This window comes from Nguyenibacter sp. L1 (assembly GCF_035199985.1).
In the GTDB taxonomy this organism is placed as follows: Bacteria; Pseudomonadota; Alphaproteobacteria; order Acetobacterales; family Acetobacteraceae; genus Gluconacetobacter; species Gluconacetobacter vanlangensis.
Genome location: NZ_CP127015.1, coordinates 4233915 through 4257819 on the forward strand (window position 1 = coordinate 4233915; position 23905 = coordinate 4257819).

Annotated in this window: 25 protein-coding genes; 14 read left to right on the top strand and 11 right to left on the bottom strand. The window is 67.4% G+C overall.

Going from position 1 to position 23905, the window contains the following annotated elements:
* The first annotated feature begins 3 nt into the window (after window positions 1-3).
* From QN315_RS19245 to QN315_RS19290, 10 genes are read left to right on the top strand one after another with little or no spacing between them, the layout of a single operon-like run.
* Window positions 4-1260 (top strand): cellulose synthase operon protein YhjQ/BcsQ, encoded by a 1257-nt coding sequence (locus QN315_RS19245; RefSeq protein ID WP_323990947.1) that lies wholly within the window; start codon window positions 4-6, stop codon window positions 1258-1260.
* Complete coding sequence (locus QN315_RS19250; RefSeq protein WP_323990948.1) at window positions 1257-2657, top strand: CpaF family protein; 1401 nt, start codon at window positions 1257-1259, stop codon at window positions 2655-2657. Before QN315_RS19245 ends, QN315_RS19250 begins: the two co-directional genes overlap by 4 nt.
* Window positions 2657-3607, top strand: a complete 951-nt coding sequence (locus QN315_RS19255) for a type II secretion system F family protein (RefSeq protein ID WP_323990949.1) — start codon at window positions 2657-2659, stop codon at window positions 3605-3607. Before QN315_RS19250 ends, QN315_RS19255 begins: the two co-directional genes overlap by 1 nt.
* Window positions 3604-4566 (top strand): type II secretion system F family protein, encoded by a 963-nt coding sequence (locus tag QN315_RS19260; RefSeq protein WP_176639856.1) that lies wholly within the window; start codon window positions 3604-3606, stop codon window positions 4564-4566. Before QN315_RS19255 ends, QN315_RS19260 begins: the two co-directional genes overlap by 4 nt.
* A gap of 31 nt (window positions 4567-4597) precedes the next feature.
* Window positions 4598-5362, top strand: a complete 765-nt coding sequence (locus tag QN315_RS19265) for a hypothetical protein (protein WP_323990950.1) — start codon at window positions 4598-4600, stop codon at window positions 5360-5362.
* Between the two features lie 16 nt (window positions 5363-5378).
* Window positions 5379-6626 (top strand): pilus assembly protein TadG-related protein, encoded by a 1248-nt coding sequence (locus QN315_RS19270; RefSeq protein WP_323990952.1) that lies wholly within the window; start codon window positions 5379-5381, stop codon window positions 6624-6626.
* Complete coding sequence (locus QN315_RS19275) at window positions 6623-7120, top strand: TadE/TadG family type IV pilus assembly protein (protein WP_408904558.1); 498 nt, start codon at window positions 6623-6625, stop codon at window positions 7118-7120. The genes QN315_RS19270 and QN315_RS19275 overlap by 4 nt, the downstream gene beginning before the upstream one ends.
* A gap of 41 nt (window positions 7121-7161) precedes the next feature.
* A complete protein-coding gene (locus QN315_RS19280) occupies window positions 7162-7536 on the top strand; it encodes a TadE family protein (protein ID WP_323990955.1) in 375 nt (124 codons plus the stop codon).
* Between the two features lie 25 nt (window positions 7537-7561).
* The gene (locus QN315_RS19285) at window positions 7562-9049 is read left to right on the top strand and encodes an NAD(P)/FAD-dependent oxidoreductase (RefSeq protein ID WP_323990957.1); all 1488 of its coding nucleotides are present in this window, start codon (window positions 7562-7564) and stop codon (window positions 9047-9049) included.
* Window positions 9050-9051: 2 nt separating this feature from the next.
* Window positions 9052-10977, top strand: coding sequence for a hypothetical protein (locus QN315_RS19290; RefSeq protein WP_323990959.1), 1926 nt, complete (start codon window positions 9052-9054; stop codon window positions 10975-10977).
* Between the two features lie 34 nt (window positions 10978-11011).
* Here QN315_RS19290 and QN315_RS19295 read toward each other — a convergent pair whose 3' ends face one another.
* From QN315_RS19295 to QN315_RS19305, 3 genes are read right to left on the bottom strand one after another with little or no spacing between them, the layout of a single operon-like run.
* Window positions 11012-12154, bottom strand: coding sequence for a 5-(carboxyamino)imidazole ribonucleotide synthase (locus tag QN315_RS19295; RefSeq protein ID WP_323990961.1), 1143 nt, complete (start codon window positions 12152-12154; stop codon window positions 11012-11014).
* Window positions 12151-12684 (bottom strand): 5-(carboxyamino)imidazole ribonucleotide mutase, encoded by a 534-nt coding sequence (gene purE / locus QN315_RS19300; RefSeq protein ID WP_323990962.1) that lies wholly within the window; start codon window positions 12682-12684, stop codon window positions 12151-12153. The genes QN315_RS19295 and purE overlap by 4 nt, the downstream gene beginning before the upstream one ends.
* A gap of 39 nt (window positions 12685-12723) precedes the next feature.
* Window positions 12724-12924: a YdcH family protein gene (locus QN315_RS19305; protein ID WP_176640566.1), complete on the bottom strand. Its 201-nt coding sequence runs from the start codon at window positions 12922-12924 to the stop codon at window positions 12724-12726.
* Between the two features lie 159 nt (window positions 12925-13083).
* Here QN315_RS19305 and QN315_RS19310 point away from each other — a divergent pair, with 159 nt between their 5' ends.
* A complete protein-coding gene (locus QN315_RS19310) occupies window positions 13084-13254 on the top strand; it encodes a YdcH family protein (RefSeq protein ID WP_176640565.1) in 171 nt (56 codons plus the stop codon).
* 108 nt (window positions 13255-13362) lie between these two features.
* Here QN315_RS19310 and QN315_RS19315 read toward each other — a convergent pair whose 3' ends face one another.
* The 3 genes from QN315_RS19315 to rpmE all read right to left on the bottom strand — a co-directional run bounded on the left by QN315_RS19315 (window position 13363) and on the right by rpmE (window position 15227).
* Window positions 13363-13941 (bottom strand): DUF1013 domain-containing protein, encoded by a 579-nt coding sequence (locus QN315_RS19315; protein ID WP_176640564.1) that lies wholly within the window; start codon window positions 13939-13941, stop codon window positions 13363-13365.
* A gap of 258 nt (window positions 13942-14199) precedes the next feature.
* Entirely contained in the window at window positions 14200-14778 is a 579-nt protein-coding gene (locus tag QN315_RS19320; RefSeq protein ID WP_323990963.1) for an Hsp20 family protein, read from the bottom strand.
* Between the two features lie 218 nt (window positions 14779-14996).
* Window positions 14997-15227, bottom strand: a complete 231-nt coding sequence (gene rpmE, locus QN315_RS19325) for a 50S ribosomal protein L31 (protein WP_176640562.1) — start codon at window positions 15225-15227, stop codon at window positions 14997-14999.
* A 255-nt stretch (window positions 15228-15482) separates the two neighbouring features.
* Between rpmE and mscL the strand changes: the two genes are divergently transcribed.
* Window positions 15483-15947 (top strand): large-conductance mechanosensitive channel protein MscL, encoded by a 465-nt coding sequence (gene mscL, locus QN315_RS19330; RefSeq protein WP_176640561.1) that lies wholly within the window; start codon window positions 15483-15485, stop codon window positions 15945-15947.
* A 118-nt stretch (window positions 15948-16065) separates the two neighbouring features.
* Complete coding sequence (locus QN315_RS19335) at window positions 16066-16548, top strand: hypothetical protein (RefSeq protein WP_323990964.1); 483 nt, start codon at window positions 16066-16068, stop codon at window positions 16546-16548.
* Here QN315_RS19335 and secF read toward each other — a convergent pair.
* From secF to QN315_RS19350, 3 genes are all read right to left on the bottom strand, one after another.
* Window positions 16478-17419: a protein translocase subunit SecF gene (gene secF, locus QN315_RS19340; RefSeq protein ID WP_176640778.1), complete on the bottom strand. Its 942-nt coding sequence runs from the start codon at window positions 17417-17419 to the stop codon at window positions 16478-16480. The genes QN315_RS19335 and secF overlap by 71 nt on opposite strands.
* Window positions 17420-17430: 11 nt before the next feature.
* Window positions 17431-18990, bottom strand: a complete 1560-nt coding sequence (secD, locus tag QN315_RS19345; protein ID WP_323990965.1) for a protein translocase subunit SecD — start codon at window positions 18988-18990, stop codon at window positions 17431-17433.
* A 199-nt stretch (window positions 18991-19189) separates the two neighbouring features.
* Window positions 19190-20356 (bottom strand): PA0069 family radical SAM protein, encoded by a 1167-nt coding sequence (locus QN315_RS19350; protein ID WP_323990966.1) that lies wholly within the window; start codon window positions 20354-20356, stop codon window positions 19190-19192.
* Window positions 20357-20545: 189 nt separating this feature from the next.
* On the opposite strand from QN315_RS19350, the gene QN315_RS19355 reads away from it, so the two are divergent.
* A complete protein-coding gene (locus QN315_RS19355) occupies window positions 20546-21565 on the top strand; it encodes a Gfo/Idh/MocA family oxidoreductase (RefSeq protein WP_323993661.1) in 1020 nt (339 codons plus the stop codon).
* A 70-nt stretch (window positions 21566-21635) separates the two neighbouring features.
* On the opposite strand, the gene QN315_RS19360 is transcribed toward QN315_RS19355, so the two are convergent.
* Together QN315_RS19360 and QN315_RS19365 are read right to left on the bottom strand one after the other, a co-directional pair.
* Window positions 21636-21983, bottom strand: a complete 348-nt coding sequence (locus QN315_RS19360; protein WP_176641816.1) for a 4a-hydroxytetrahydrobiopterin dehydratase — start codon at window positions 21981-21983, stop codon at window positions 21636-21638.
* 69 nt (window positions 21984-22052) lie between these two features.
* Window positions 22053-23861: an ATP-binding cassette domain-containing protein gene (locus tag QN315_RS19365; protein WP_323990967.1), complete on the bottom strand. Its 1809-nt coding sequence runs from the start codon at window positions 23859-23861 to the stop codon at window positions 22053-22055.
* Window positions 23862-23905: the final 44 nt, after the last annotated feature.

The window sequence follows — 23905 nt, forward strand, 5'->3', positions numbered from 1 at the left end:
GCCATGATGGCCACGGTCGAAAAAGCCCAGCCCGAGCCCGCGGACTCCGTTGTCGCCCGGCATGACCGGCCTTTCCTGGTGGGATACGTATCCGACGCGGCCACCGAGGCGCTGGTGCGCGACGGATTGACCGAAAGTGTCGGCGCCGCGATCGATATCCGGCGCGGCACCGTGCGCACGGCCATGGCGGCGCTGCAGAAGCATTCGACCCCGCGGATCCTGATCATCGACCTGGCCGAGGAGAAGCATCCGATCAGCGCCCTGCGCGACCTGGCCCAGGTGGTGGAACCGGATGTCTCGGTCCTGCTGATCGGTTCGGTGGACAGCGCCGATTTCTACCGCGAGGTTACGCGCGGGCTGGGGGTTGCGGAATACCTGCCGCGCCCGCTGACGCGCGAGAAGATCGCAAGGCAATTCGGCCCCCTGACGCGGGGGCAGTTGCCCGAGCGGGATCTGGGCGGGCGCTGCGTGACGATCACGGGCGTGCGCGGCGGGGTCGGCGCCAGCACGGTCGCCGTCAATCTGGCCTGGCTGTTCGGCGCGGTCATGCATCGCCACACGCTGTTGCTGGATTCGGACCTGCATCGCGGAATGGCGGCGTTCCTGCTGGATGTCGGCGTGGGGTCCGGATTGCGGCGCGCGCTGGAAGCCCCGGACAGAATCGACGTCCTGCTGGCCGAACGGGCCACCAGCCCGGTCGCCGAACGCCTGCACGTGCTGGCCGACCAGATGGATTTCGCATCGGAACTGGATTATGCCGCCGGGGCGGCGCAGGCTTTGCTGCGGGTTCTGCGGCAGAGATATAATTTTGTCGTGGCCGACGTGCCCTTCGTATCGAACGCGCTGAATCGCGACCTGCTGGCGCAGGTGCATCAGCGTGTCCTGGTGCTGGAACCGACCTTGGCGTCGGTGCGGGATACGCTGCGCCTGCTGGACGTCCCGGCCGGGCCGCTGCAGAAGCAGCGCCCGGTTCTGGTGCTGAACCGGCTGGGCCGCCCGGGTGCGCTGAGCCGCGGCCAGGTCGAAGAGGCGCTGAAGACCAACGTCGACATCACCATTGCCGACCTGCCGCGCCAGATCGGCAACGCCGCGACGCTGGGCGAGCCGGCGGTCGCCGCCCGGGGCGCCTTTCGTACCGCGATGATGGATCTGGCGCGGCAGGTCGATGCGGTGGGGATGCTGGACGTCACGACCGGGCACGGCATGCTTTCGACCGATGTCGCGAAGCGCCGGTGGCTGCCTTTTGCGAGGCGCCCGTGACATATTTCGGGACCCCCATATTCGGCCGGCGCGCCAGTCGGTCCGACGAGGGCGCCACCGCCAGGGCGGACCATTCCGCCCCGGCCGCCGCCCCGGCGGGCCCCGTTGCCGGCACGGAATCGGCGCCGAGCGTGCCGCCGTCCATGATCGCCGAATTACGGGTCACCTGCCTGGACCGCCTGGACCCCGCCGCCGTCGCGGTGCTGCCGCCGGACCGGCTGCGCGCCGACCTGGAACATCTGATTTCGGAACTCGCCACCGAGCGGCGGATCCAGTTGAACAGCCGCGAACAGCGGGCGCTGGCCGAGGAACTGGTCTTCGACATGCTCGGCCTGGGGCCGCTGGAACCGCTGCTGGAAAACGAATCCGTCAGCGAAATCATGGTGAACGGGCCGAACAAGGTCTTTATCGAGAATGGGGGCAGGCTGGTCCTGTCGGGGGTCCGTTTCCGCGACACGGCGCATCTGGCGAGCATATGCCAGCGCATCGCCTCGGCCGTCGGGCGGCGCATCGATGAATCCAGTCCGATGGCCGATGCGCGGCTGGCGGACGGCTCGCGCGTCAACATCGTCTTTTCTCCCCTGGCCCTGGACGGGCCTTATCTGACGATCCGGAAATTTGGCCGCAAGGTCATCGATTTTGCCCGGCTCATCGAATTCGGCGCCCTGACGCCTCCGGTCGCGCGGCTGCTCCAGACCGCGGCCAAGGCAAGGTTGAACATCATCGTTTCCGGCGGCACGGGGTCGGGCAAGACCACGCTGCTGAACGCGCTGTCCCGGATGATCGATGCCGGCGAGCGCGTCATCACCGTCGAGGACGCGGCCGAACTGCAGTTGCAGCAGCCGCATGTCGTGCGCCTGGAAACCCGCCCTGCGAACCTCGAAGGGCGGGGCGAGATCGCCCAGCGCGACCTGATGCGCAACGCGCTCCGCATGCGTCCCGACCGGATCATCATCGGCGAGTGCCGTGGCGGCGAAGCCTTCGACATGCTGCAGGCCATGAATACCGGTCATGACGGCAGCATGTCCACGGTGCATGCCAACACCACCCGCGATGCGCTGACGCGGATCGAGAACATGGTGCAGATGGGCAATATGGGCCTGCCGTCACGCGCGATCCGTACCCAGATCGTGGGCGCGGTGGACCTGATCATCCAGGTGGAACGCCAGCGTGACGGCGGGCGCCGCATTACCCAGGTGACCGAAATATGCGGCATGGAAGGCGACGTGATCACCCTCAATGACGTGTTTCGCTTTGAAATCCAGGGCGAAGGCCATGACGGAAGGTTGATCGGCCGTTACAAGGTCAGCCGGGTCCCGCCCGCCTGCCAGCAGCGCCTCGCCTATTTCGGGCTGGAGCGGGAATGGTTCGCCGCCCTTGAACAGGCGGACGGCTGATGCTGGCGGGGCTGCTGGTCCTGTCCTGCCTGTCGCTGCTGGGCATGGTGGTCAGCGGGATCCTGGTGTCGCGCATGCAGCGGCAGGCGCGGCGACGCGACGCGCGCCTGGCCGCCGTCTCGGTGCCCTATCGGGTCGTTCGCCCGCTCGAGCCCTCTGCCTTCCGGCCCCGGACACACGCCAGGCGTCCGATCGCGGAACGGCTGGCCGACCTGCTGGGGGTCGACATGGCCCGGGCCGACCAATACCAGGTGCCCTGGTGGATGGTGCCGATCGGCGCCTTCATCCTTGTCGCGTCGCTGTTTTCGATGGTTGTGGGCTTCCTTGGAATCCTGGGGTTCCCGGTGATGGTCGGCGTCTGGATCTTCCTGTGCCGCAGCGTCTTCGGCTGGATGATGGACAAGCGCCGCAATCGGCAGTTGCAGCAATTCCCCGATGCCCTGGCGATGATCGTGCGTTCGGTCGGGGTCGGGATTTCGGTGATGGAGGCGATGCGGACGGTCGCGCGTGAGGCCGCCGAACCGACCGGTCCGGAATTCGCACGCATGGCCGAGCAGATTTCGATCGGCATGTCCATGGAAGACAGCCTGCGCGAAATGGCGATGCGTTCCGGCCTGCCGGAATATCGTTTTTTCGCCACCGCCCTGGCCTTGCAGGCCCAGACGGGCGGGTCGTTGAGCGGCGCGCTCGACGGCCTGGCGGATGTCATTCGCAAGCGCCTGGCGCTGAAGGCGCGCGGTCATGCCCTGGCGTCCGAGGCGCGCGCCAGCGCGACCGTTCTGGGCATCCTGCCGGTGGCGCTGGGGTTGATCCTGTGGGTCACGAACCCGTCTTATATCGGCACCCTGTTCACCGATCCGGCAGGCCATGTCCTGCTGGGTTTCGCGGCCGTGTCCCTGGGGATGGGCATATTGGTGATGCGCACGATCATTCGCAGGACGCTGTCGTGAACCGCCCGCTGCTGTTCGCCCTGGCCGGATTGATGGCCGCCATGCTGCCCTGCCTGGCCGCCGCGGCGCATCTGCTCGCGCAGCGGAGGCGCCTGCGGGCACGTATGCGCGGGCTGCGCGATCCCAGGGGCGGGAAGGCCGGCGCCAGGACCGGGGCCGACGGGATCCGCGAATTCCGGGCCTCCTCCGTGCGGCTGGTCTCGGCGATCGGACAGGTGATCGTCAAGCGCGGATTGCTGTCCACCGGCACGCTGGACGAACTGCGCGAGACTCTGACCTCGACCGGGGCGCAGGGTGCGAACGCGGTCAGCCTGTTCATCGGTGCCAAGATCCTGCTGGCGATCGGCCTGCCGCTGGTCGGTTTCCTGTTCCTGCCGCGGCTTGCAGGGATGCCGGCCCTGTTCCGTCACGTGCTGCCGGCCGCGCTGGCGATCGCGGGACTGCTGACGCCGGACTATATCCTGCGGGCCAGGCGCAACGCCTATCTCAAGCAGCTCGAGGCCGGATTGCCCGATGCGCTGGACGTGATGGTCATCTGTACCCAGGCCGGCGTCGGGCTGGGGGCGGCGATCGTCCAGGTCAGCGTGGAACTGGAACATGCCAATGCGGCCGTCGCGGCCGAATTCGCCCGCACCGCCAATGAACTGAGCGTCATCGCCGATACGCGCGTCGTGCTGGGCAATCTGGGCGCCCGGTCCGGGGTGGACGGGTTGCGGCGCCTGGCGACGACCCTGTTGCAGACGCAGCAATATGGTACGCCGATCACCGACGCGTTGCGCGGCCTGTCGGCCGAATTGCGGCATGAGATGCTGACCCGTTACGAGGCCGGCGCGGCGCGGCTGGGTGTCCTGCTGACCTTGCCGACGCTGTTTTTCATCATGCCGTGCGTCTTCCTGGTGGCCGGCGGCCCGGCCGGGATTCAGGTCGCGCGTTCCTTTCACCATCATGGACGATCATGACCAGTTTATCATTTGCGGATCGCGTGCGGGTATGAAGCCGGGTTTCGTCGCGGCAGTGATCGCGTGCCTGGGGACCGTGCTCCTGGGGGCCTGCGCGGCCGGCCCGTCAGGGACCTCGGGCACCAGCGTCACCGTGGCCCGTGCCGCCCTGGTCGGCGGTGCGCCGCAGATCGCCCTGCAGGCAACGGAAGCGATCCTGCGCACAGACCCGCAGAATGCCGAGGCGCTGCAGATCAAGGGAGACGCATTGACCGCGATGGGCCAACTGGGCCAGGCGGAATGGGTCTATCGCGCGGCGCTGCTGCGCGCGCCTCACCTGGTCGGGGCCCAGATCGGGCTGGGCCGCTGCCTGCTGGCCCACGATCCCGCCGCGGCCGAAATCGCATTCCAGGCGGCGGCCGATCGTGATCCGCGCAATGCGGTGGCGTTGAACGATATGGGGGTCGCCCGTGACCTGCTGCGCCGGCACCTGGATGCGCAGCAGGCCTATCGCCTGGCGCTTGCGGCGGATCCGGACATGATCGGCGCCCAGGTCAATCTGGCGCTCTCTCTGGCGATGAGCGGCGACGTAGAGGATGCCGAACGCCTGATGCGCCCTTATGGCGCGGATGCCAATGCGTCGCGCAAGCTGCGCCACGACCTGGCGGCGGTGCTCGCGATGGGGGGGCAGCGGGCCGAGGCCGCGCGCATCCTGTCGGCGGACCTGGGCCAGCGGCAAGTGGCGCAGGCCCTGGCCGACTATGCGGCGGCGCGCGACGCGCATTCGGGCCTCCAGCCCCCCGCGATTCTGCCTTGAACATGGTGGCCTGAACATGCGGGGCGCGGCGTTCCGTGGCGGCTTTCCGATCCCGGGGGCGCAACGTGGCGCGGTCGCGCTGCTGGTCGCGCTGGCGCTGCCGGTGCTGATCGGTATCCTGGGGCTGGGAATCGACGTCAGCTACTGGGCGATGACGCGCATGGAATTGCAGCGTACCGCCGATCTCGCCTCGGCGGCCGGTGCGATGCGCTACGGGGTCAGTCAGCAGGTGTCCGACGCGCTCGGCACCGCGGCGACGGTGGCCGAACTGAATGGCCTGCCGGCCGGGACGCGCGGCGGCGCCGGAACCGATACGCTGACCGACATATATGGCGCCTATGCCGCGACGGTGACATTCGCCGCGCCGTCCACGATCACCGTTTCCATCACCCAGGCCGTGCCGCGGATGTTCAGCGGTTTGTTCCTGTCCTCGGCCACCCAGCCGGTGTCGGCCCGGGCAGTGGCGAAGCTGGCGCAACGCAGCAACGGCGCCGTTGCCTGCGTCCTCGCATTGTCCAGCGTCAGCTTTACCGTTTTGAACGGAAACGCGTCGCTTCAGATGCCGGGATGCGACCTGCGCACCAACGGGTCTCTGACCATCAACGGCACGCCCAGCGTCAATGTATCAAATCTGATCGCCGGCGGCACGATCACGCAGAACGGAAATTCCACCTGTTCGGCGGTTACCTGCGTGCAGGGCGCACCGCAGGAGAGCGATCCCTATTCCAGCCTCTATAAAGACCAACTGAGCCTGCCGGCCAAGACGATCCAACTGCCGCAGGGCCAGACCACGCTCAATCCCCCACCGGCCGGAGACGCCTATTCATGGTCGCTGAATGGGGGCACCTATACGTTGAATCCTGGAATCTACTACATTAACGGGGATTTCAACGTGAATGGAAACGTGACGCTGACCGGCACGGGCGTTACGATCATCACCAATGGCAACGTCAATATCAACGGCAATGCCGACGTCAATCTGACGGCTCCCGCCACGGGGGGCACGGCCGGATTATTGTTCGGCTCGACCAATTCCGCGTTTCAACTGAATGGCGGTTCGGCCATCAATATGACGGGTTCGATTTACGCCCCCAATGCGAACCTGATCGTCAACGGCAGCAATTCCGCATCGGGGAACTGTCTGTATATCGTCGCCTCTACCGTAACTTTCAACGGAGGCGGCCAGTTTTCCGACAGCAATTGCCAGGCCTCCGGCATGACGCCGATCTATGACTTTTCCGGCGTCGCGAGCCTGGTGCAATGATACCGGGCCGCGCCCGGGGACATGCACAGGCCGGCGTGGCGGCCGTGGAGTTCGCCCTGACTGCCCCCTTGCTCCTGATCATCCTTGCCGGGGTCAGCGATTTTCCGCTGGCCTTGTGGGACCGGATCGCGATGGCGGCGGCCGTCGAAGGGGGGGCGAATTATGCCTTCGCCATGGAACAGAATGCGTCGGGAAACAACGGTTCGGTTTCGCCGACGGATGTCAGGAACGCGGTCCTGGCGTCCAGCAGCCTGGCCAACCTGACCGTGACGGTCAGCGCACCCAGCACGCATTGCGTGCAGTCCGGCCAGGGAAACACGCCGCCGGTCACGACCCTGACCGCGGGAACACCCGGCACGCCTTGTGCGGATACGACCATGCCCGGCACCTACATGACGATTTCGGCATCCTACAGCTATGCGCCGCTGATGCCGTTCTTCGCCATGCTCGCATCGACCACGTTGCAGGAGAACGCGATCGTGAGGCTGCAATGACGCGACCGGGCCGGAGGTGCGTAGCGCGTGATGGACGCGGAGTGGCGATCGTCGAATTCGCGATCGTCGGGTCGATTTTCATCACGCTGCTGGTCGGTACGATCGAAATCGGCCTGCTCTGCTGGACGCGCAATACGCTGCAGGTAACGGCCGCGCTTACGGCGCGCTGCGTCGCGCTTGCGACCTGCGCCGCCGATCCGGACGGTTTCGCGGCTGCCGAGGCCGCCGACTGGGGCCTGCCGAATGTGCTTTCCGGCGTCACCGTCACGGCCAACGCCAATCAGTGCAACGGGCTGACGACGGCGTCGGGGCAATTCGTCACGGTCGTGCTGCAATCGCAATATTGGGCTAACCTGCCGCCGCCGCTGTCCGCCGTGACCTTGCATGCATCGGCCTGCTACCCGATCGCATCGTGATTCTGCCTGATCAAGGAAAACAGGAATGAATGACCCCCTGTCAGTCGTCTGCATCGGTGCCGGTCCGGCGGGGTTGACCGCCGGTTACGTGCTCGGCAGGGGCGGGATCCGCGTGACCGTTCTGGAGCAGGACCCCCATTATGTGGGAGGGATCTCCCGGACCGAGACCTATAAGGGGTTCGCCTTCGACATCGGCGGCCATCGTTTCTTCTCGAAGTCCGACGAGATCGAGGCGCTCTGGGATGAAATCCTGGATGAAGGATTTCTGGAGCGTCCCAGAAAATCGCGTATCTACTACAAGAGGGCTCTGTTCGATTATCCCTTGCGGGCGGCGGACGCGCTGTCCAAGCTGGGCGTCGTCGAGGCGGTGCGCTGTGTCGCGTCCTATCTTCGGGCGCGGCTGCGGCCGAACCCATCGCCGCGCAATTTCGAGGAATGGGTCACCAACCAGTTCGGGCGGCGCCTGTTCGAAATCTTCTTCCGGACCTATACGGAAAAGGTCTGGGGCATGGCCTGCCGCGACATATCCGCCGATTGGGCGGCCCAGCGCATCAAGGGCCTGTCGCTGGGCAAGGCGATCTGGCACGCGCTGCGGCCCCAATCGTCGCGCCGGCCGCGCGGGCAGGTGATCAAGACCCTGATCGGCCGGTTCCGTTATCCCCGCCGCGGCCCCGGAATGCTGTGGGAGGCGGCGGCGCGCAAGGTCGAGGCGATGGGCGGCCAGGTGCTGATGGGGCGGCGCGTCTGTGCGCTGGAGCGGCTGGATGGCGGGCGCTGGCGCGTCACCGCATGCGATCAGCAGGGGCGGAATCATGATTTCGTTTGCGATCATGTCATTTCCAGCATGCCCATGCGCGATCTGGCGCCGATCGTGACCCCGCCTTTACCGCCATCGGTCCTGGCCGCGGCAGGGGAGCTGCGTTATCGTGATTTCCTGGTCGTCGCCCTGATCCTGAAGAATGAGGGTCTGTTCGACGATAACTGGATTTATATTCACGATCCGGATGTCCAGGTGGGGCGTATCCAGAATTTCAAATCCTGGTCGCCCGATATGGTGCCGCTGCCCGGCCATGCCTGCTACGGGCTGGAATATTTCTGTTTCGAGCATGATTCGTTGTGGCACATGCCGGATGCCGATCTGGTCGCCCTCGCGACCGACGAGCTGGTGCGGCTGGGACTGGCCCGGCCCGAGGATATCCTGGACGGAGCGGTGGTGCGCCAGCCCAAGGCCTATCCGATCTATGACGACGGATACCAGGCACGCGTTTCGGCAATCCGCACCGCCCTGGACGCGGCATGCCCCGGCCTGCATCTGGTCGGTCGCAACGGCATGCATCGCTACAACAACCAGGACCATGCGATGATGACGGCGATATTGGTGGCACGCAACATCCTGGCCGGACAGGTGCTTTATGACGCCTGGAAAGTCAACCAGGACGCCGAGTATCACGAGGAAACGCGCCAGCCGCCGGACCAGCCCGCCGCGGCGCCCGAACTCGCATTGGCCGGATGATCATGCCGGATGCGACCGATCCGCCCAGCGGCGTGACGGCGGATCGCGACGCCGCCGGCCGGCCCGACTGGTGGCGCGGGTGCCTTGTCGTCCTGCTGGTGCTCGTCCTATGGGGCGCGGCCCGTCCCTATGGCGGGATCATAGGGGATGCGCGGCTCTATACCCTGCAAGCCCTCAGCCACATGATGCCCGGGCGATTCAATGACGATTTGTTCCTGCATTACGGGTCGCAGGACCGGTTTTCGGCCTTTTCTTATCTCTACAGTCCTTTTCTGCACACATTCGGTGTCGGGTACGGCAGCCTGGCGTTCTGCCTGCTGGGGTGCCTGTTGTGGCTGGGCGGGGTGGCCACGCTTGCGACGGGCCTGTTCCGCGATCGCGCCGTCGCGATACCCGCCATCGTGACTGCGGTCGCCATCCAGTTCGGCGGCGGAACGTTGGTCCGCCCGGGCGAGCCGATCCTGACCCCCCGCCTGTTTGCCGAAGCCGTCAGCCTGTTTGCCCTGGGGGCGATGCTGCGTGGCCGCAACGGTCTGGCCGCCCTGCTTCTGCTCCTGTCGCTCGCGATTCATCCATTGATGACATCTGGGGCGATTGCTGCGTTTTTTCTCTATCACGCCATGCGCCGTCCGGTTCTCTGGCTGGCGGGGGCGGGCGCGGCTTCGATCGTCATCGCCCTGGCCTTTTCGGGTGTCGAGCCCTTCGTCCGGCTGACGGTCCGGATGGACGGGGCCTGGCTGGCCTCGGCCGGCACCCTGGACCCCCAGTGCTTCATCACGGAATGGGGGGCGACCTACTGGCTTCCGCTCGTCGGCAGCTTCGCGCTCCTGCTTGCCGCGATGCGCTATGCCCAGCGCCGGGAACGGCGTTTTCTGGCTGCGACCGCCATGGCCGCGCTGGGCGGGATCGCGCTGACAGCGTTGGGCGGGGACCTGCTGCATAATGTGCTGATCATCGACATCCAGGCATGGCGCGCCCTATGGCTGCTGAATCTTGTCGTCTATCTGCTCGGCGGCATGCTCTGGGCACGCGTGATCAGGGCAGGCTGGGCGAATCCGACCGGCGTTCCGGCGGTGCTGGGCTTCACATACGGGCTGCTGATCCTTGCGAGCTTCGCCCCGGCCGCCGGGTTTGCCGCGGCCCCCATGGCGATCCTCGCCTGCCTGTTATCGCTTTACGAGCATCATTATTGCCGTCCGGTTTCCGGCCTTTGCCGCATATTGGCGCGGCTGGTCGTCGCCTGTTGTCTCGCCTTCGCGCTGCTTGGCCTCCATTATGTCATGCGCACGCAGGACCCGTTCTGGCGTCCGTTGTACGGTATCGGACTGGCAACGCTGGCACTTTGGGGCCTGTGGCAACTGCGCGGGGAATCGGCGTCCCGCCGGAGCCGGATCGGCGTGACCGTGCTGGCGGGCATATTGGCGCCGCTGACCGTGATGAACTGGGATCAATCGACGCCCTGGCAGCGCTTTATCGACAAGGGCCAGGCTCCTCCGGCACTGACGCGCCTCCTCCCGCCGGAGGGCCCGATCTATTGGGATGGCGACGTCACCGTTCCCTGGCTGGTGTTGCGGCGCAGCAGCTATTTTTCATGTGAGCAAGGGGCCGGAATTCTCTTTTCCCGCGCGACCGCCGCGGCGTTTCGGCAGCGTTTCGATACGCTCAGCCGCCTCCACACGCTGGATTTCGACCTGCCGCCCTATTGCACCCTCGGCAAGGACCAACGCGTCCTGCCGCTCCACCGGGCCGACCTCGCGATGGTCTGCGCGGCGTCACCCGGCCTTTCGGCCCTGATCGTGACGCGCCAGGCGATCGACGATCCTGGCGCCGCATGGACGCCCCCCGTGCCGTTCCCATGGGCGAACGAGCAGGGGCGGAAAATCAGCGTCGCGCGGTTTTTCATCTATCGTTGCGACGCATTGCGATAATGGCCCGCTGATCACAACACCCTCCAGGAGGCCCTTATCGGCGGGCGAGGGGGCCGAGCGAGGCTCGCACGCCGAATTCTCCAGGCAGCGCGCCATGAGGAAACAGGATATTGACATGCCCCATCTTGCGGCCGGGGCGGGCCGCGTCCTTGCCGTAAAGATGCGGCAGCAGGCCCGGGGTCGCGACGATGTCGGGCCATAACGCCATGTCGTCCGGACCGACCAGGTTTTTCATCGCCGCGTCGGAATGGCGGATCGCGGGCGGCAAGGGCAGGCCGGTCACGGCACGGACATGCATCGCGAACTGGTCGACCGGACAGGCATCCATCGTCCAATGGCCGGAATTATGCGGGCGCGGGGCGATCTCGTTCACCAGCACCGTGCCATCGCGGTCCACGAACATCTCGACCCCCAGCAGGCCCACCAGATCCAGCGCGGCGGCGACCTGGATCGCGATCGCGCGCGCTTGTGCCGCTACGGCTTCGGGCACGCGCGCGGGGGCCAGGCTGAGATCCAGGATTCCGTCGCGGTGGCGGTTCTCGGTCACGTCGAACGTCACGGCGCCGCCATCCAGGCCCCGTGCGACCATCACACTGATTTCGCAGGCGAAGTCGATCATCGCCTCGCCGACCAGCGGATGCGGGGCGAGTGCCGCGAAGGCAGGGCGTGCGTCGTCTGCAGCCTGCACCCGGCATTGCCCCTTGCCGTCATAACCCAGGCGGGTGGTCTTCAGGATGAAGGGCAGGCCCAGCACGCCGATGGCCGTATCCAGGTCGCCCGCGTCATGGATCTCCGCCCAGGGGGCCACGGGAATCCCCGCGTCCGTCAAGAAACGCTTTTCGGCGATCCGGTCCTGGCTGATGCGCAGAATATCGCCCGACGGACGCACCGGCCGCAGTTCCGCCAGCAATTCCAGCCCGTCGGCGCTGATATTTTCGAACTCGAACGTCACCACGTCCACCGCCGCGGCGAAGCGGCGCAACGTATCGGCATCGTCATAGGCGCCGACCGTCACCGCATGGGCCACCTGGGCGGCTGGCCCCCGTGGTTCGTCGGTCAGGATATGGGCACGGAATCCCAGCCGTGCGGCAGCTATTGCCGACATGCGGCCCAACTGGCCGCCGCCGACGATTCCCAGCACGGAATTGGGGGGCAGGGCACCGGCGGGCAGGGTCATCGGATCGGCGCCTCGGCCACCGACCGGGTCTGCTCCGCCCGCCATGCGGCCAGCCGGGCGGACAAGGCCGCATTGCCCAGAGCCAGGATCGATGCCGCCATCAGCGCCGCATTGGTCGCCCCGGCCTTGCCGATCGCCAGCGTGCCGACCGGCACGCCGCCGGGCATCTGGACGATGGACAGCAGGCTGTCCATGCCCTTCAGCGCATGGGATTCCACCGGTACGCCCAGAACCGGCAGCAGTGTCCAGGCCGCGCACATGCCGGGTAGATGCGCGGCCCCCCCGGCGCCGGCGATGATGACGGACAGGCCGCGTCCCGCGGCGCCCCGCGCATAGTCGGCCAGCCGGTCGGGCGTGCGATGGGCCGAGACGATGCGGACCTCATGCGCGACATCCAGCCCTTCGAGCACCGCCGCCGCGTGGCGCATGGTCTCCCAGTCGGACTGGCTGCCCATGATGATGCCCACGCGCGCGGCCAGGGCCGCGGAGGCGGGCTCGGATGGAGCCTGGGATTCAGGGGGAGGGGACATGTCGCTCACACGGCAGGCTTTCGGCGGAATGGGTTCGAATCAGGCGATACTGTCGGGGATCAGGCGGCTCTCCAGCCAGGCGATCTCATCCTTCAGCAGCAGCTTGCGTTTCTTCAGGCGCTGAAGCTGGAGCTGGTCCATCGGATGCTGTGCCAGGCGGTTGATGACGGTATCAAGGTCGCGGTGCTCGCTGCGCAATTCGTGCAGTTTCCGCAGCATGGTGTCCCGGTCTGTCAGCATGGGGTCCGTCTAGCATGTGGTCGCCGGGACATTCTATCGATTCCCCGCCGGATGGCGAGATGCATGACCACCTCGCCAAGTCCTGCAAACATAGCATGTGCGGCCGCGGACGGTCGGGCTTAGTCTGCCCAAATCGTCTTTTTAGGCACCGGAGGTCTCATGTCCCACGAAGCCAGGATTCACAGTCTGCGACTGCGTCATGCCCGCCTCGACGACCGGATTTACGATGAAGACCGGCGGCCTTCCCCCAACAGCAGCGTGCTGCGCCGGCTGAAGCTGGAGAAGCTGCGCATCAAGGAAGAGATCGAACGCCTGTCCCGCCCGGCTTGACATCCACGCTTGAAATTCCAGCCTGAAATCCACAGGATTTCAGGCCCGGAAACGCGCGGGATTTCAAGCCGTCAGCGATCAGGTGACCAGCGATCAGGTGACTGGGGATCAGGCGACGTCTTCGTCGATCTCCAGCGGCGCGGGAACGGCGTGGCCTTCGCGGGCCAGGCGTTCGTTGGCGGCCTGGATCATGGCGTTCAGGTCAGTCTGGCTGCACAGGCCCAGAATGACCGGATCACGCGGCTTGATGTTCGCGCTGTTCCAATGCTGCCGGTCGCGCACCTTGGCGATGGTGTCCTTGGTGGTGCCCAGCAGCTTGACGATCTGCTGTTCCGACAATTGCGGAAAGTTGCGCAGGATGAAGGCGATGGCGTCCGGCCGGTCATTGCGCTTGGCGACGGGGGTATAGCGCGCGCCCTTCGAGCGGCGATGGATCGGGTTGGAGGACGCCATCAGCTTCAGCCGCTTCTCGGGATCGGCCTCGCAACGGACGATGTCTTCCTGCCGCAACTGATGATTGGCGACGGGGTCATAACCCACGATACCCTGCGCGACTTCGCCATCGGCGATCGCCTGGACTTCCAGCGGATGCATGCCGCAGAATTCCGCGATCTGGGTGAAGGTCAGCGCCGTCTTCTCGATCAGCCACACGGCTGTGGCCTTCGGCATCAGGGGCAGTGCATTCATTATGACGGGTCCTAGCTCGGCAATGGGTGGCGCCACGCAGGCCCTCCTCCCATTCCGGCACCCCTTGCCGGGGCGCCATTTGCGTGCCTGCGGACGCGCAAAGACTTGGGCATGGATATGGGCCCGGCCAGGGGGCGCGGTCAAGGGCTGATGGCGCGGTCAGGCGGTAAAAATCGGGCAGAAAAAAGGGGCCGGACCCTGGGCCCGACCCCTCTGATATCGTTCACGGGCATCGCCCATGGGCCCGAGACGGGCCTGTTACGCGGCGTGGCCCGACGATGGCACGCCGCCGTCATTAGCCGCCGGCGCCTCGGCCTGATGTTCTGAGGCCTGGTGTTCCGAGGCTTGGTGCTCTGGCGCCACGGATTCGGACGCCGGGGGCTCGGATATCGCCGGCTGCGATACGGTCGCCCGCGCCACGCTGGACGTGACCGGGATACGCCGCGGCTTCAGCGCCTCGGGTACCACGCGCCTGACGGCGATGCGCAGCAATCCGTTCGTCAGGTCCGCGCTTTCGACCAGGATCTGGTCGGCCAGAACGAAGCGCCGCTCGAACGCACGGTTCGCGATGCCGCGATGCAGCCATTCCCCGGCGGATGAAGCGGCCGCGACACGTCCGGCCACGATCAGCATGTTGTCCTGCACGGTCAGGTCGATATCGTCCGGGCCGAACCCGGCTACCGCCATCGTCAGCACGTAGCTGTCATCGCCCAGCCGTTCGATGTTATAGGGTGGATAGGACGACGCTGCCGGGCTCTGCGCGGCATTGTCCACAAGGCGCGCAAGCCGGTCGAAGCCGATGGCCGTCCGGAACAGGGGCGCGAAATCATATGTCATGTCAACCTCCTCAACGGCAAGGTCCGGTATCAGCAGGCCGCCGATCGGTCCCTCGGCGAGCGGACCGCGGCCTGTCTGGCGGAAACCCGGATGGCGTTTCCGTAGCCCTGACGTGAGAAGCCCCACCCCCCGTTTCAAGGGGGCGGGGCCTGTCGGATGACTGACTGGCGAAAAACTGACCGGGGCGGCCCGTGCGAACGGGCCGCCCGCCTGCGGGGTCAGGCTTTGGTGCGGCGTCCCAGACCACCGAATTTCTTGTTGAACTTCGCCACCTGGCCCCCGGTGTCCAGCATGCGCTGCACGCCCGTCCACGCCGGGTGCGATTTCGGGTCGATATCCAGGCGCAGGGTCGCGCCCGGCGTACCGTAGCACGAGCGGGTCTTGTATTCGGTGCCGTCCGTCATGATGACGGTGATGTCGTGGTAGTCGGGGTGAATGCCGGATTTCATCGTCAAACCTTCATGTTGGGCCCGCCGATGCCGACCGGGGGCGTATCCGGTGGGCGTATAGACGAGCCCCGGCGCAGGATCAACGCCTATTCCGTGCCAGTTCTGTGCCGGATTCCGTGCCGGGGGCGGGGGCAGGCAGTGCGGCAATCCCGCCACGCCGTGCGGCAGGGTTGCGGCCCGGATGGATTTCCTGTTTTCCGGCGGGCGGACGGATTGCTATTAACTCTCTGTCAGGTGGAGCAAAAAGGAGAAACCATGGCAAGCAAGGCCCCCTCCATCCACGCTCCGGGATGGGTTTCCGAATTCAAGGCGTTCCTGATGCGCGGGAACGTCGTGGATCTGGCGGTCGGTATCATCATCGGCGCCGCCTTCACCGCCATCGTCAACAGCCTGGTCAAGGACGTGTTCACGCCCCTTATCGGCCTGCTGATCGGCGGTATCGACTTTACCAACTTCTTCGTCACCTTGCGCGGGCCGCATCTGCCAACCTTGGCCGACGCGCAGAAGGCCGGTGCCGTGACCATCAATGTCGGCCTGTTCCTGAACGCGGTGATCCAGTTCGTGATCGTCGGTTTCGCGATCTTCTGGGTGGTCAAGCTGGTCGGCAAGCTGACCGCCAAGCCGGCCGAAGCCCCGGCCGAACCGCCCCCGCCGCCCCGCAGCGAAATCCTGCTGACGGAAATTCGCGACCTGCTGGCGACCAGGGGCGCGGCGCCCTAAGTCCCGGCCTCTCGCACCCGGGCCGGACCGCGTGGCATGCGCCGCGCGCCTGTCCCGGGCGTACTCGTGATGCGCCCGTGCTTGCGGAGTGCCGGGGCTGGGCATTAGCATCGCGACCATGATGAACCGATGCCGCCCTTCGCGCACCTCGATCCGGCCGTCCGGGCGCGGCCTGGCGTGCTTCCTGGGCCTGGCGGGCTGCGTCATGGCCGCCGGATGCCAGGCGTCGCGGCCCGCGCCGGCGATCCAGCCGATGTCGGAACTGCCCCTGCCGCTGCAGGCCTATCTCAGCATCGATACCTATTTCATCGCCCAGGGCATGGTCAGCGGCCGCCTGGCCGATGGCGGCCTGATGCGCGACCAGGCCCGGGGTCTGGTGGCCGACACGCTCTATGCCCGCCATCTGGCGGCCGAGAACATGCTGCACCCGTCCGCCGATGGCCAGCACCAGGTCCGGCAGGCGATCGAATCGATGCTGGCCTGCATCGGCCAGACCGACAGCGGATCGAAAGCCGCCTGCCTGCCGCCGGTCAGCGCGCCGGACGGGCGTCCCGCCGAAGCCGCTTCTCCCCCAGCAGAAGCAGCAGCGGCGCCGCGATAAAGATCGAGGACGAGGTCCCGACCACGATCCCGAACAGCATCACCCAGGCGAAGCCCGACAGGCTGGCCCCGAACAATGCCAGCGGCAGGGCGGCCAGAAACACCGTCGAGGACGTGCCCAGGGTGCGGCTCAGCGTCTCGTTGATCGACAGGTCGATCAGTTCGGCCAAGGGCATGGTGCGGTATTTGCGCAGGTTTTCGCGCACCCGGTCATAGACCACCACCTTGTCGTTGGTGGAATAGCCCAGGATCGTCAGGATCGCCGCGACCATGACCAGGTCGAATTCGAAATGCGTCAGCACCAGGAAGCCGATCGTCTTGGTCAGGTCCAGCACCAGGGTCACCACGGCGCTGACCGCGAACTCCCATTCGAAGCGAAACCAGATATAGGCCAGGATCATCAACAGGCTGACGCCCAGCGCCAGCATGCCGTTACGGAACAGCTCGGCCGAAACCGACGCGCCGACGGCATCGGCGCGCAGTACCTGCGCCCCGGGCAGGCTCGCCACGGCATGGCGCACGGAATCCACCAGGGCCTGGGTGCGGGCCTCGTGATCGGGGGCGTCGGCCGGCGGCGCATCCAGGCGGATCAGCACGTCGTCGGACGCGCCGAAGGACTGGACGCCCGCCGCGTCGACATGCTGCGCGGCCAGCGCCGCGCGGATCTGCGCGAAATCGGCGGGGCCGTGCGTCCGGGTTTCGACCACGATGCCACCACGGAAATCCAGCCCCAGGGTCAGGCCGGGATGCAGGAACAGGATCACCGATGCGATCGACAGCACCGCCGACGTCGCCAGGCCGACGAACCGGCCGCGCATGAAATTGATCCGGGTGCCCTTGGGCACGAAGCGCAGAAGGGGACGTGAGAACATGGCGATGCGCCTCAGACCGGCAGGATGGAGGGACGGGTGCGCGCATACCAGCGCACCATCAGCATCCGCGACAGCAGCAGCGTCGTGAACAGGGTCGTCACGATGCCGATCATGATGGTCAGGGCGAAGTTCTGCACCGGACCGCTGCCGAACACGAACAGCATGATATGGGCCAGCAGGGCTGTGGCGTTGCTGTCCAGGATGGTGGAGGTGGCGCGCTCGAAACCCGCCTGCATCGCGGCCAGCGCGGTGCGGCCCCTGGCCACTTCCTCGCGGATGCGCTCATTGATCAGGATGTTCGCATCCACCGCCATGCCCAGGGTCAGCAGCATGCCGGCCATGCCGGGCAGCGTCAGCGTCGCCTGGAACAGCGAGAGGATCGCGACCATCAGCACCAGGTTGGCCAGCAGAGCGGTATTCGCGTACCAGCCGAACCGGCCATAGAACAGCGCCATGAACAGAATCACCAGCATGAAGCCGACCGCCAGGCTGATCATGCCGGCACGGATGGAATCGGCGCCCAGCGAGGGGCCGATCGACCGCTGCTCGATGACCGACAGCGGCGCCGGCAGCGCGCCCGCGCGCAGCAGCAGCGCCAGGTCGGTGGCCGACTGCGCGTCGAACCCGCCCGTGATCTGCCCATTGCCGCCGGTGATGGCGCTGCGAATCACCGGGGCCTGCACGACCTTGTTGTCCAGCACGATGGCGAAGCGGCGGCCGATATTGGCCCGCGTCGTCTCGGCAAAGGCGCGCGCCCCCGCGGAATCGAACGAGAAATTGACCGCCCATTCGCCGGTCTGCTGGTCGATCGCCGCGCCGGCATTGGTCAGGTCCGACCCGTCGACATCCACATGGTCCACGACCGGCAGCGTCTGGTTCGGATCGCTCGCCAGCGGCAGCAGGCTGACGCCCGGACCCGGCGCGGCCGACCCGACGGCACTGTCCTGCACCATGTGGAACGTCATCTTCGCCGTGGTGCCCAGCAGTTTCTTGACATGCTCGGGGTCGCTGACCCCCGGCAGTTCGACGATGATCCGGTCATCGCCCTGGCGGGTGATCTGCGGATCGACGGCACCGGTCGCATCGATCCGGCGGCGGACGATCTCGATCGACTGGGTCACGGCCTCGGCCGCGCGCCGGCGCATCGCGTCGGGCGACAGCGTGATGACGATGCCGCCGTCGGCGCGGCCGTCGACGGCGAATTCGCCGGGCACCACCATCGGCATCGCCCGCAGCGCCTTCAGGTCGGCGTCGCGTTCCGACGGGTCACGCGGGGTGAAGGATACGGTGCCGGCCTTGGCATCCGTCGTGATGTCCCGATAGCCCAGGCCCTTGTCCAGCAGCGCCTGCCGCGTTCCGTCGGCCAGGGTCTGCAGCCGGTCGGCGGTGATGCTGTTCATGTCGACCTGCATCAGCAGGTACGACCCGCCGCGCAGATCCAGCCCCAGATGGATCTGGCGCCACGGCACGCCGGGCGCGGGCTGGCGCAGGGTGTTGGGAAGGCAGAGCAGCACTCCCAGAAGGCATACGGCGATGACCGAGGCCATCTTGAGCCGGCTGTAATACATCATGGCTGAAAGGGGTGCTCCTCACGCCCGGCCGAGCCGGCTCCCTGTTCCTCTGTCCCGTGCCGCCGGGCGGCCGGCGACGGCGGGAACATGCCGGGCGATCGCGCAGGATGCAACCGCCCCCGGGCGGTCGGGGACAGGAAATCATGCCGCGCCGGTCGCCTTTCGCGGCGCTCCGGGGCCCGCGCCCGGCGCTCCGCGTTCAGAACAGCGCCAACTGCGCGTCCTCTCCTTGCGCGGGCGGGGGCGCGAAGCGCGTGCAATCCAGCGCGACGCCGCGCTCCAGGCCCAGGGCGCGCCGCGCCCGCAGAAAGCGCTGGCGCAGCAGGTCGGCCTGCACCCCCTGGCCGCGGCCGCGCAGGCCGAAGGTCGAATCGTACAGCGCCCCGCCACGGGTCTCGCGCACCCGGCGCAGCACATGCTGCGCCCGGTCGGGATAATGGCGGTGCAGCCAGTCCTCGAACAGCGGCGCGACCTCCAGCGGCAGGCGCAGCAGCACATAGGCGGCATTGCAGGCCCCGACCGCCGCGGCTTCCTTCAGGATCGCTTCCAGCTCGTGATCGTTCAGGGCGGGGATCATCGGTGCGGCCATCACGCTGGTGGGGATGCCGGCCCGCGCCAGGGCGGCCATCGCCTCCAGCCGCCGGGCCGGGGCGGCGGCGCGCGGCTCCATCCGCCGCGCCAGTTCCGGGTCCAGCGTCGTGACCGACAGGCTGACCTGCACCAGGTCGCGTTCGGCCAGCGCACGCAGGATGTCGATATCGCGCAGGATGCCCGCCGACTTGGTGACGATCGTCACCGGATGGGAAAACCGTTCGAGCACGGCCAGGATCGACCGCGTGATGGCCTGGTCGCGTTCGACCGGCTGGTACGGGTCGGTATTGGGGCCCAGCGCGATCGGCCGGACCTGATAGGCCGGGCGGCGCAGTTCGCGTTCCAGCAGGCGTGCGGCCTCGGGCTTGCAGGTCAGCCGGGTTTCGAAATCCAGCCCCGGCGACAGGCCCACCCACGCATGGGTGGGGCGGGCATAGCAATAGATGCAGCCATGCTCGCACCCCCGATAGGCGTTGATCGACCGGTCGAAGCCCAGATCCGGGCTGGTGTTGCGGGTAATGATGCTGCGCGGTGTCTCGAAGGACAGCTCGGTGCGCGGCCCCTTGCTTTCCCCCACCGGATCCGCCTCCGCCAGACTGCCCCAGCCGTCGTCGACAGGCGTGCCGTGCTGTGCGGCATGGCGGTCGGGCGGCGATATCGTGGCGCCGCGCCCGTGCCGGATACCGGCCAGGCCGGTCGAACGCGCATCCAGCGCGTGTGGGGCCGCCCGGGTCTTCTGGCCCCGGCCGATCCGGATGGGGGCGTGGTCGGACATGCGGCACTCCCTTGCCGATGGAACTGGAACAGGACGGGCCATCGTCGCCCGGGCGGTCGGGAGAGTCAAGAACATATCATGAACATCTCTTTCCATTCCGACGGCCTGCCACCAGGCCGCCCGCCGCCCTCTGGCCCATCGCGCGCTTGTGCTCTAACCGTTCGTCATCGCGACGATGGAGCAGGAATGATGGCGGGGCTTTTCGGCGGCGGAACCGCGCGGGGTGCAAAGGGGCGGCAATTGCGCGTCGGCGTGATCGGCGCCGGCCATTTCGGACGGTTCCATGCGCTGAAGGTCGCGGCATCGCCGCGTGAGACGCTGGTCGGCATCCATGATCCGGACATGGCCCGCGCGGCGTCGGTCGGGGCCGAGGCCGGCGGTGCGCCGGCCCTGGATCTGGATACCCTTCTGGACCGGTCCGAGGCCGTGGTGATCGCCGCTCCGGCCGAACATCATTTCATCCTGGCCGATCGCGCGCTGCGCGCCGGACGGCATGTGCTGGTGGAAAAACCCATCGCCTCGACCCTCGACCAGGCCGACCGGCTGGCGGCGCTGGCGACGGAAACCGGGCTGGTGCTGCAGGTGGGGCACCTGCTGCGTTATTCGGCCGAGCACCGCGCGATCACCGAACGGATCAGCCGCCCGCTCTATATCGAGGCCACGCGAATCGCGCCCTTCAAGCCGCGCGGCACGGATGTCTCGGTCATCCTGGACCTGATGATCCACGACCTGGACCTGGTGCTGGCGATCGTCGACAGCGAAATCGAGGATGTCGACGCGCTGGGGGCGGCCGTCAGTTCCCAGCACGAGGATATCGCCAATGCACGCGTGCGCTTCGCCAACGGATGCGTCGCCACCATCACCGCCAGCCGGATCTCGCTGAAGACCGAACGGCGGATGCGGCTCTTTTCCGAGGAAGGCTATCTGTCCGCCGATTTCGTGAAACGCGAACTGACGATGATCGGGCGCGAGACGGGCCTGCCCCTGCCCGGAACGGGCGGCTTCCGGCGCCAGGCCGTGACCTGGGACGACCACGACACGCTGGCGGCCGAGCACGCGGCCTTCGCGGCGTCCTGCCTGGACGGGGCGCCGGTACTGGTGGATGCGCAGGCCGGACGCCGCGCCCTGGCCGCCGCCCTGGCGGTGACCGGCGGGATCCGCGCCGCCCGCGAACGGATGGAACGATCGGGCCTGGTCCGCATGTCCTGATCCGCCCGTCCTGACCTCTCGTCCAGACCGCCTGGCATCTCCCTGCCGGCGGAACAAGGGGGCCGGACCATCAATGCGGCAGGGTCTCGATCCGTGCCGCCATGATGAAATCGTTGCGATGCAGGCCGCCGATCGCGTGGGTCTGCAGCGACAACCGCACATAGCCCCAGCCGAAGGCGATGTCCGGATGATGGTCGGCCGCTTCGGCCAGGGCGGCGATCCGCTCGACCAGCGCATAGGCGCCGGCGAAGTCCGGCAGGGTGAAATCGCGCAGCAAAACCGTCCCGTCGGGGGACAGCGTCCAGTTGGGCACCTGCGCCAGCAATGTTTCGGCCTCGGCGCGCGCCAGGGGCGGTGAGTTCCTGGGGCAGGGGCCGATCACCTCGCGGGCCAGGGCGGATGGGGTGGCGGTCGGCATGGCATGGAATCCTTCAGCCATTTGTCCGGGGACCGATAACGCGCCGGCCGCCCAACCGTACCCTGACGGTCAGGACGATCCCAGCGCCTCGCGCAGCATTTCCAGTTCCAGCCACCGTTCCTCGGCGGCCGTCAGTTCGGTCTCGGCACGGTCCAGCTTCGTGGTCGCGTCGGTAAACGCCTGCGGATCGCGGGCATAGAGCCCGGCATCGGACAGGACGGCGCGCAGCCGGGTGATGTCCGCTTCCAGCGCGGCGATCTGCCCCGGAAGGCGGTCAAGGGCCAACTGGTCCTTATAGGACAGCTTGCGCGCCGGTCCCTTCGCCGCGCCCTTCTCGGGGCCCCGCTCCGGGCGCTTCGCCGGCTGGCCGTCCCGGCCCGGCGGCGCCATGCCGCGGCGCTGCGCCAGCATGTCGCTATAGCCGCCGGCATATTCCACCCACCGCCCGTCGCCCTCGGCCACTAGCACCGACGTCGCCACGCGGTCCAGGAAATCGCGGTCGTGGCTGACCAGCAGCACGGTGCCGGAATAATCGTCCAGCATGTTCTGTAGCAGGTCCAGCGTTTCCAGATCCAGGTCGTTGGTCGGTTCGTCCAGCACCAGCAGGTTGGACGGCCGCGCCAGCGCGCAGGCCAGCATCAGCCGGCCGCGCTCGCCGCCCGACAGCATGCCGACAGGGGTGCGGGCCTGTTCCGGCCGGAACAGAAAATCCTTCATATAGCCGATGACATGGCGCTTCTCGCTGCCGACCTGCACCATGTCGCCGCCGCCGCCCGTCAGCGTATCGGCCAGGGTGCGGGCCGGGTCCAGCGTGCGGCGCTGCTGGTCCAGCGTGACGGTGGACAGGCTGGTACCGATGCGGATCTCGCCGGAATCGGGCTGGTCCTGGCCGGTCAGCAGACGCAGCAGCGTGCTCTTGCCCGCGCCGTTGGCGCCCACGATGCCCAGCCGGTCGCCCCGCAGCACGCGCAGGTCCAGCCGGTCGACGATCCGCCGCGCGCCATAGGATCTGCAGACCTGCTCGGCGGTGGCGACCAGCTTGCCGGACAGGGTGTCCTCGCTGGCCTGCATCTTCACCCCGATGGGCGCGCGCACCGCCTCGCGCCGCGCCTGGCGCAGCGCGGCCAGTTCGCCCACGCGCCGCACGTTGCGCTTGCGCCGGGCCGTGACGCCATAGCGCATCCAGTCCTCTTCGCGCGCGATCTGACGGTCCAGCTTGTGCGCGTCACGGATTTCCTGCTCCAGGACCTCTTCGCGCCAGGCCTCGAAACGTGCGAATCCCTGCTCCAGCCGGCGGGTCGTGCCGCGATCGAGCCACACCACGGTTCGCGACAGGGTTTCCAGCAGCCGCCGGTCGTGGCTGATGATCACCATGGCCGAGGACAGCGACAATAATTCGCGCTCCAGCCATTCGATGGTCGGCATGTCCAGGTGGTTCGTCGGCTCGTCCAGCAGCAGCAGGTCGGGCTCGGGCGCCAGCGCCCGGGCCAGCGCGCAGCGCCGCGCCTCGCCGCCCGACAGGCTGGCCGGAGTCTCGGCCCCCGTCAGGCCCAGCTCGCCCAGCAGCATGGCTGCGCGGTGCGCGGGGTCGTCGGGCCCCATCCCGGCGCGGACATAATCCAGCGCGGTGGCGAAGCCCGACAGGTCGGGCTCCTGCGGCAGATAGCGCACGGTGGTGCCGGGCTGCAGGAAACGGGTGCCGTCATCGGCCTGCAATTCGCCGGCCGCGATGCGCAGCAGGGTGGATTTCCCGCTGCCATTGCGCCCGACCAGGCAGATACGCTCGCCCGCCGCCACGCCGAACCCGGCCTTGTCCAGCAAGGGGGCTCCGCCGAGCGTCAGTGTGATGTCCTGGAGAAGAAGAAGAGGAGGCGACATGGATCGGGTTCTGGCCCATGCGCGCCACCCGGCGCAAGAGGCAC

What these genes read in the sequence shown, in the direction of transcription:
- QN315_RS19275 (WP_408904558.1), top strand. Translation starts at nt 6,623, where the DNA reads ATGATACCGGGCCGCGCCCGGGGACATGCACAGGCCGGCGTGGCGGCC.
- QN315_RS19360 (WP_176641816.1), bottom strand. Translation starts at nt 21,983, where the DNA reads ATGCCGACCGCCACCCCATCCGCCCTGGCCCGCGAGGTGATCGGCCCC.
- QN315_RS19270 (WP_323990952.1), top strand. Translation starts at nt 5,379, where the DNA reads ATGCGGGGCGCGGCGTTCCGTGGCGGCTTTCCGATCCCGGGGGCGCAA.
- QN315_RS19295 (WP_323990961.1), bottom strand. Translation starts at nt 12,154, where the DNA reads ATGACCCTGCCCGCCGGTGCCCTGCCCCCCAATTCCGTGCTGGGAATC.
- QN315_RS19355 (WP_323993661.1), top strand. Translation starts at nt 20,546, where the DNA reads ATGGCGGGGCTTTTCGGCGGCGGAACCGCGCGGGGTGCAAAGGGGCGG.
- mscL (WP_176640561.1), top strand. Translation starts at nt 15,483, where the DNA reads ATGGCAAGCAAGGCCCCCTCCATCCACGCTCCGGGATGGGTTTCCGAA.
- QN315_RS19310 (WP_176640565.1), top strand. Translation starts at nt 13,084, where the DNA reads ATGTCCCACGAAGCCAGGATTCACAGTCTGCGACTGCGTCATGCCCGC.
- secF (WP_176640778.1), bottom strand. Translation starts at nt 17,419, where the DNA reads ATGTTCTCACGTCCCCTTCTGCGCTTCGTGCCCAAGGGCACCCGGATC.
- QN315_RS19350 (WP_323990966.1), bottom strand. Translation starts at nt 20,356, where the DNA reads ATGTCCGACCACGCCCCCATCCGGATCGGCCGGGGCCAGAAGACCCGG.
- rpmE (WP_176640562.1), bottom strand. Translation starts at nt 15,227, where the DNA reads ATGAAATCCGGCATTCACCCCGACTACCACGACATCACCGTCATCATG.
- QN315_RS19305 (WP_176640566.1), bottom strand. Translation starts at nt 12,924, where the DNA reads ATGCTGACAGACCGGGACACCATGCTGCGGAAACTGCACGAATTGCGC.
- QN315_RS19245 (WP_323990947.1), top strand. Translation starts at nt 4, where the DNA reads ATGATGGCCACGGTCGAAAAAGCCCAGCCCGAGCCCGCGGACTCCGTT.
- QN315_RS19290 (WP_323990959.1), top strand. Translation starts at nt 9,052, where the DNA reads ATGCCGGATGCGACCGATCCGCCCAGCGGCGTGACGGCGGATCGCGAC.
- QN315_RS19265 (WP_323990950.1), top strand. Translation starts at nt 4,598, where the DNA reads ATGAAGCCGGGTTTCGTCGCGGCAGTGATCGCGTGCCTGGGGACCGTG.
- QN315_RS19335 (WP_323990964.1), top strand. Translation starts at nt 16,066, where the DNA reads ATGATGAACCGATGCCGCCCTTCGCGCACCTCGATCCGGCCGTCCGGG.
- QN315_RS19255 (WP_323990949.1), top strand. Translation starts at nt 2,657, where the DNA reads ATGCTGGCGGGGCTGCTGGTCCTGTCCTGCCTGTCGCTGCTGGGCATG.
- QN315_RS19315 (WP_176640564.1), bottom strand. Translation starts at nt 13,941, where the DNA reads ATGAATGCACTGCCCCTGATGCCGAAGGCCACAGCCGTGTGGCTGATC.
- QN315_RS19320 (WP_323990963.1), bottom strand. Translation starts at nt 14,778, where the DNA reads ATGACATATGATTTCGCGCCCCTGTTCCGGACGGCCATCGGCTTCGAC.
- QN315_RS19285 (WP_323990957.1), top strand. Translation starts at nt 7,562, where the DNA reads ATGAATGACCCCCTGTCAGTCGTCTGCATCGGTGCCGGTCCGGCGGGG.
- purE (WP_323990962.1), bottom strand. Translation starts at nt 12,684, where the DNA reads ATGTCCCCTCCCCCTGAATCCCAGGCTCCATCCGAGCCCGCCTCCGCG.
- QN315_RS19365 (WP_323990967.1), bottom strand. Translation starts at nt 23,861, where the DNA reads ATGTCGCCTCCTCTTCTTCTTCTCCAGGACATCACACTGACGCTCGGC.
- secD (WP_323990965.1), bottom strand. Translation starts at nt 18,990, where the DNA reads ATGATGTATTACAGCCGGCTCAAGATGGCCTCGGTCATCGCCGTATGC.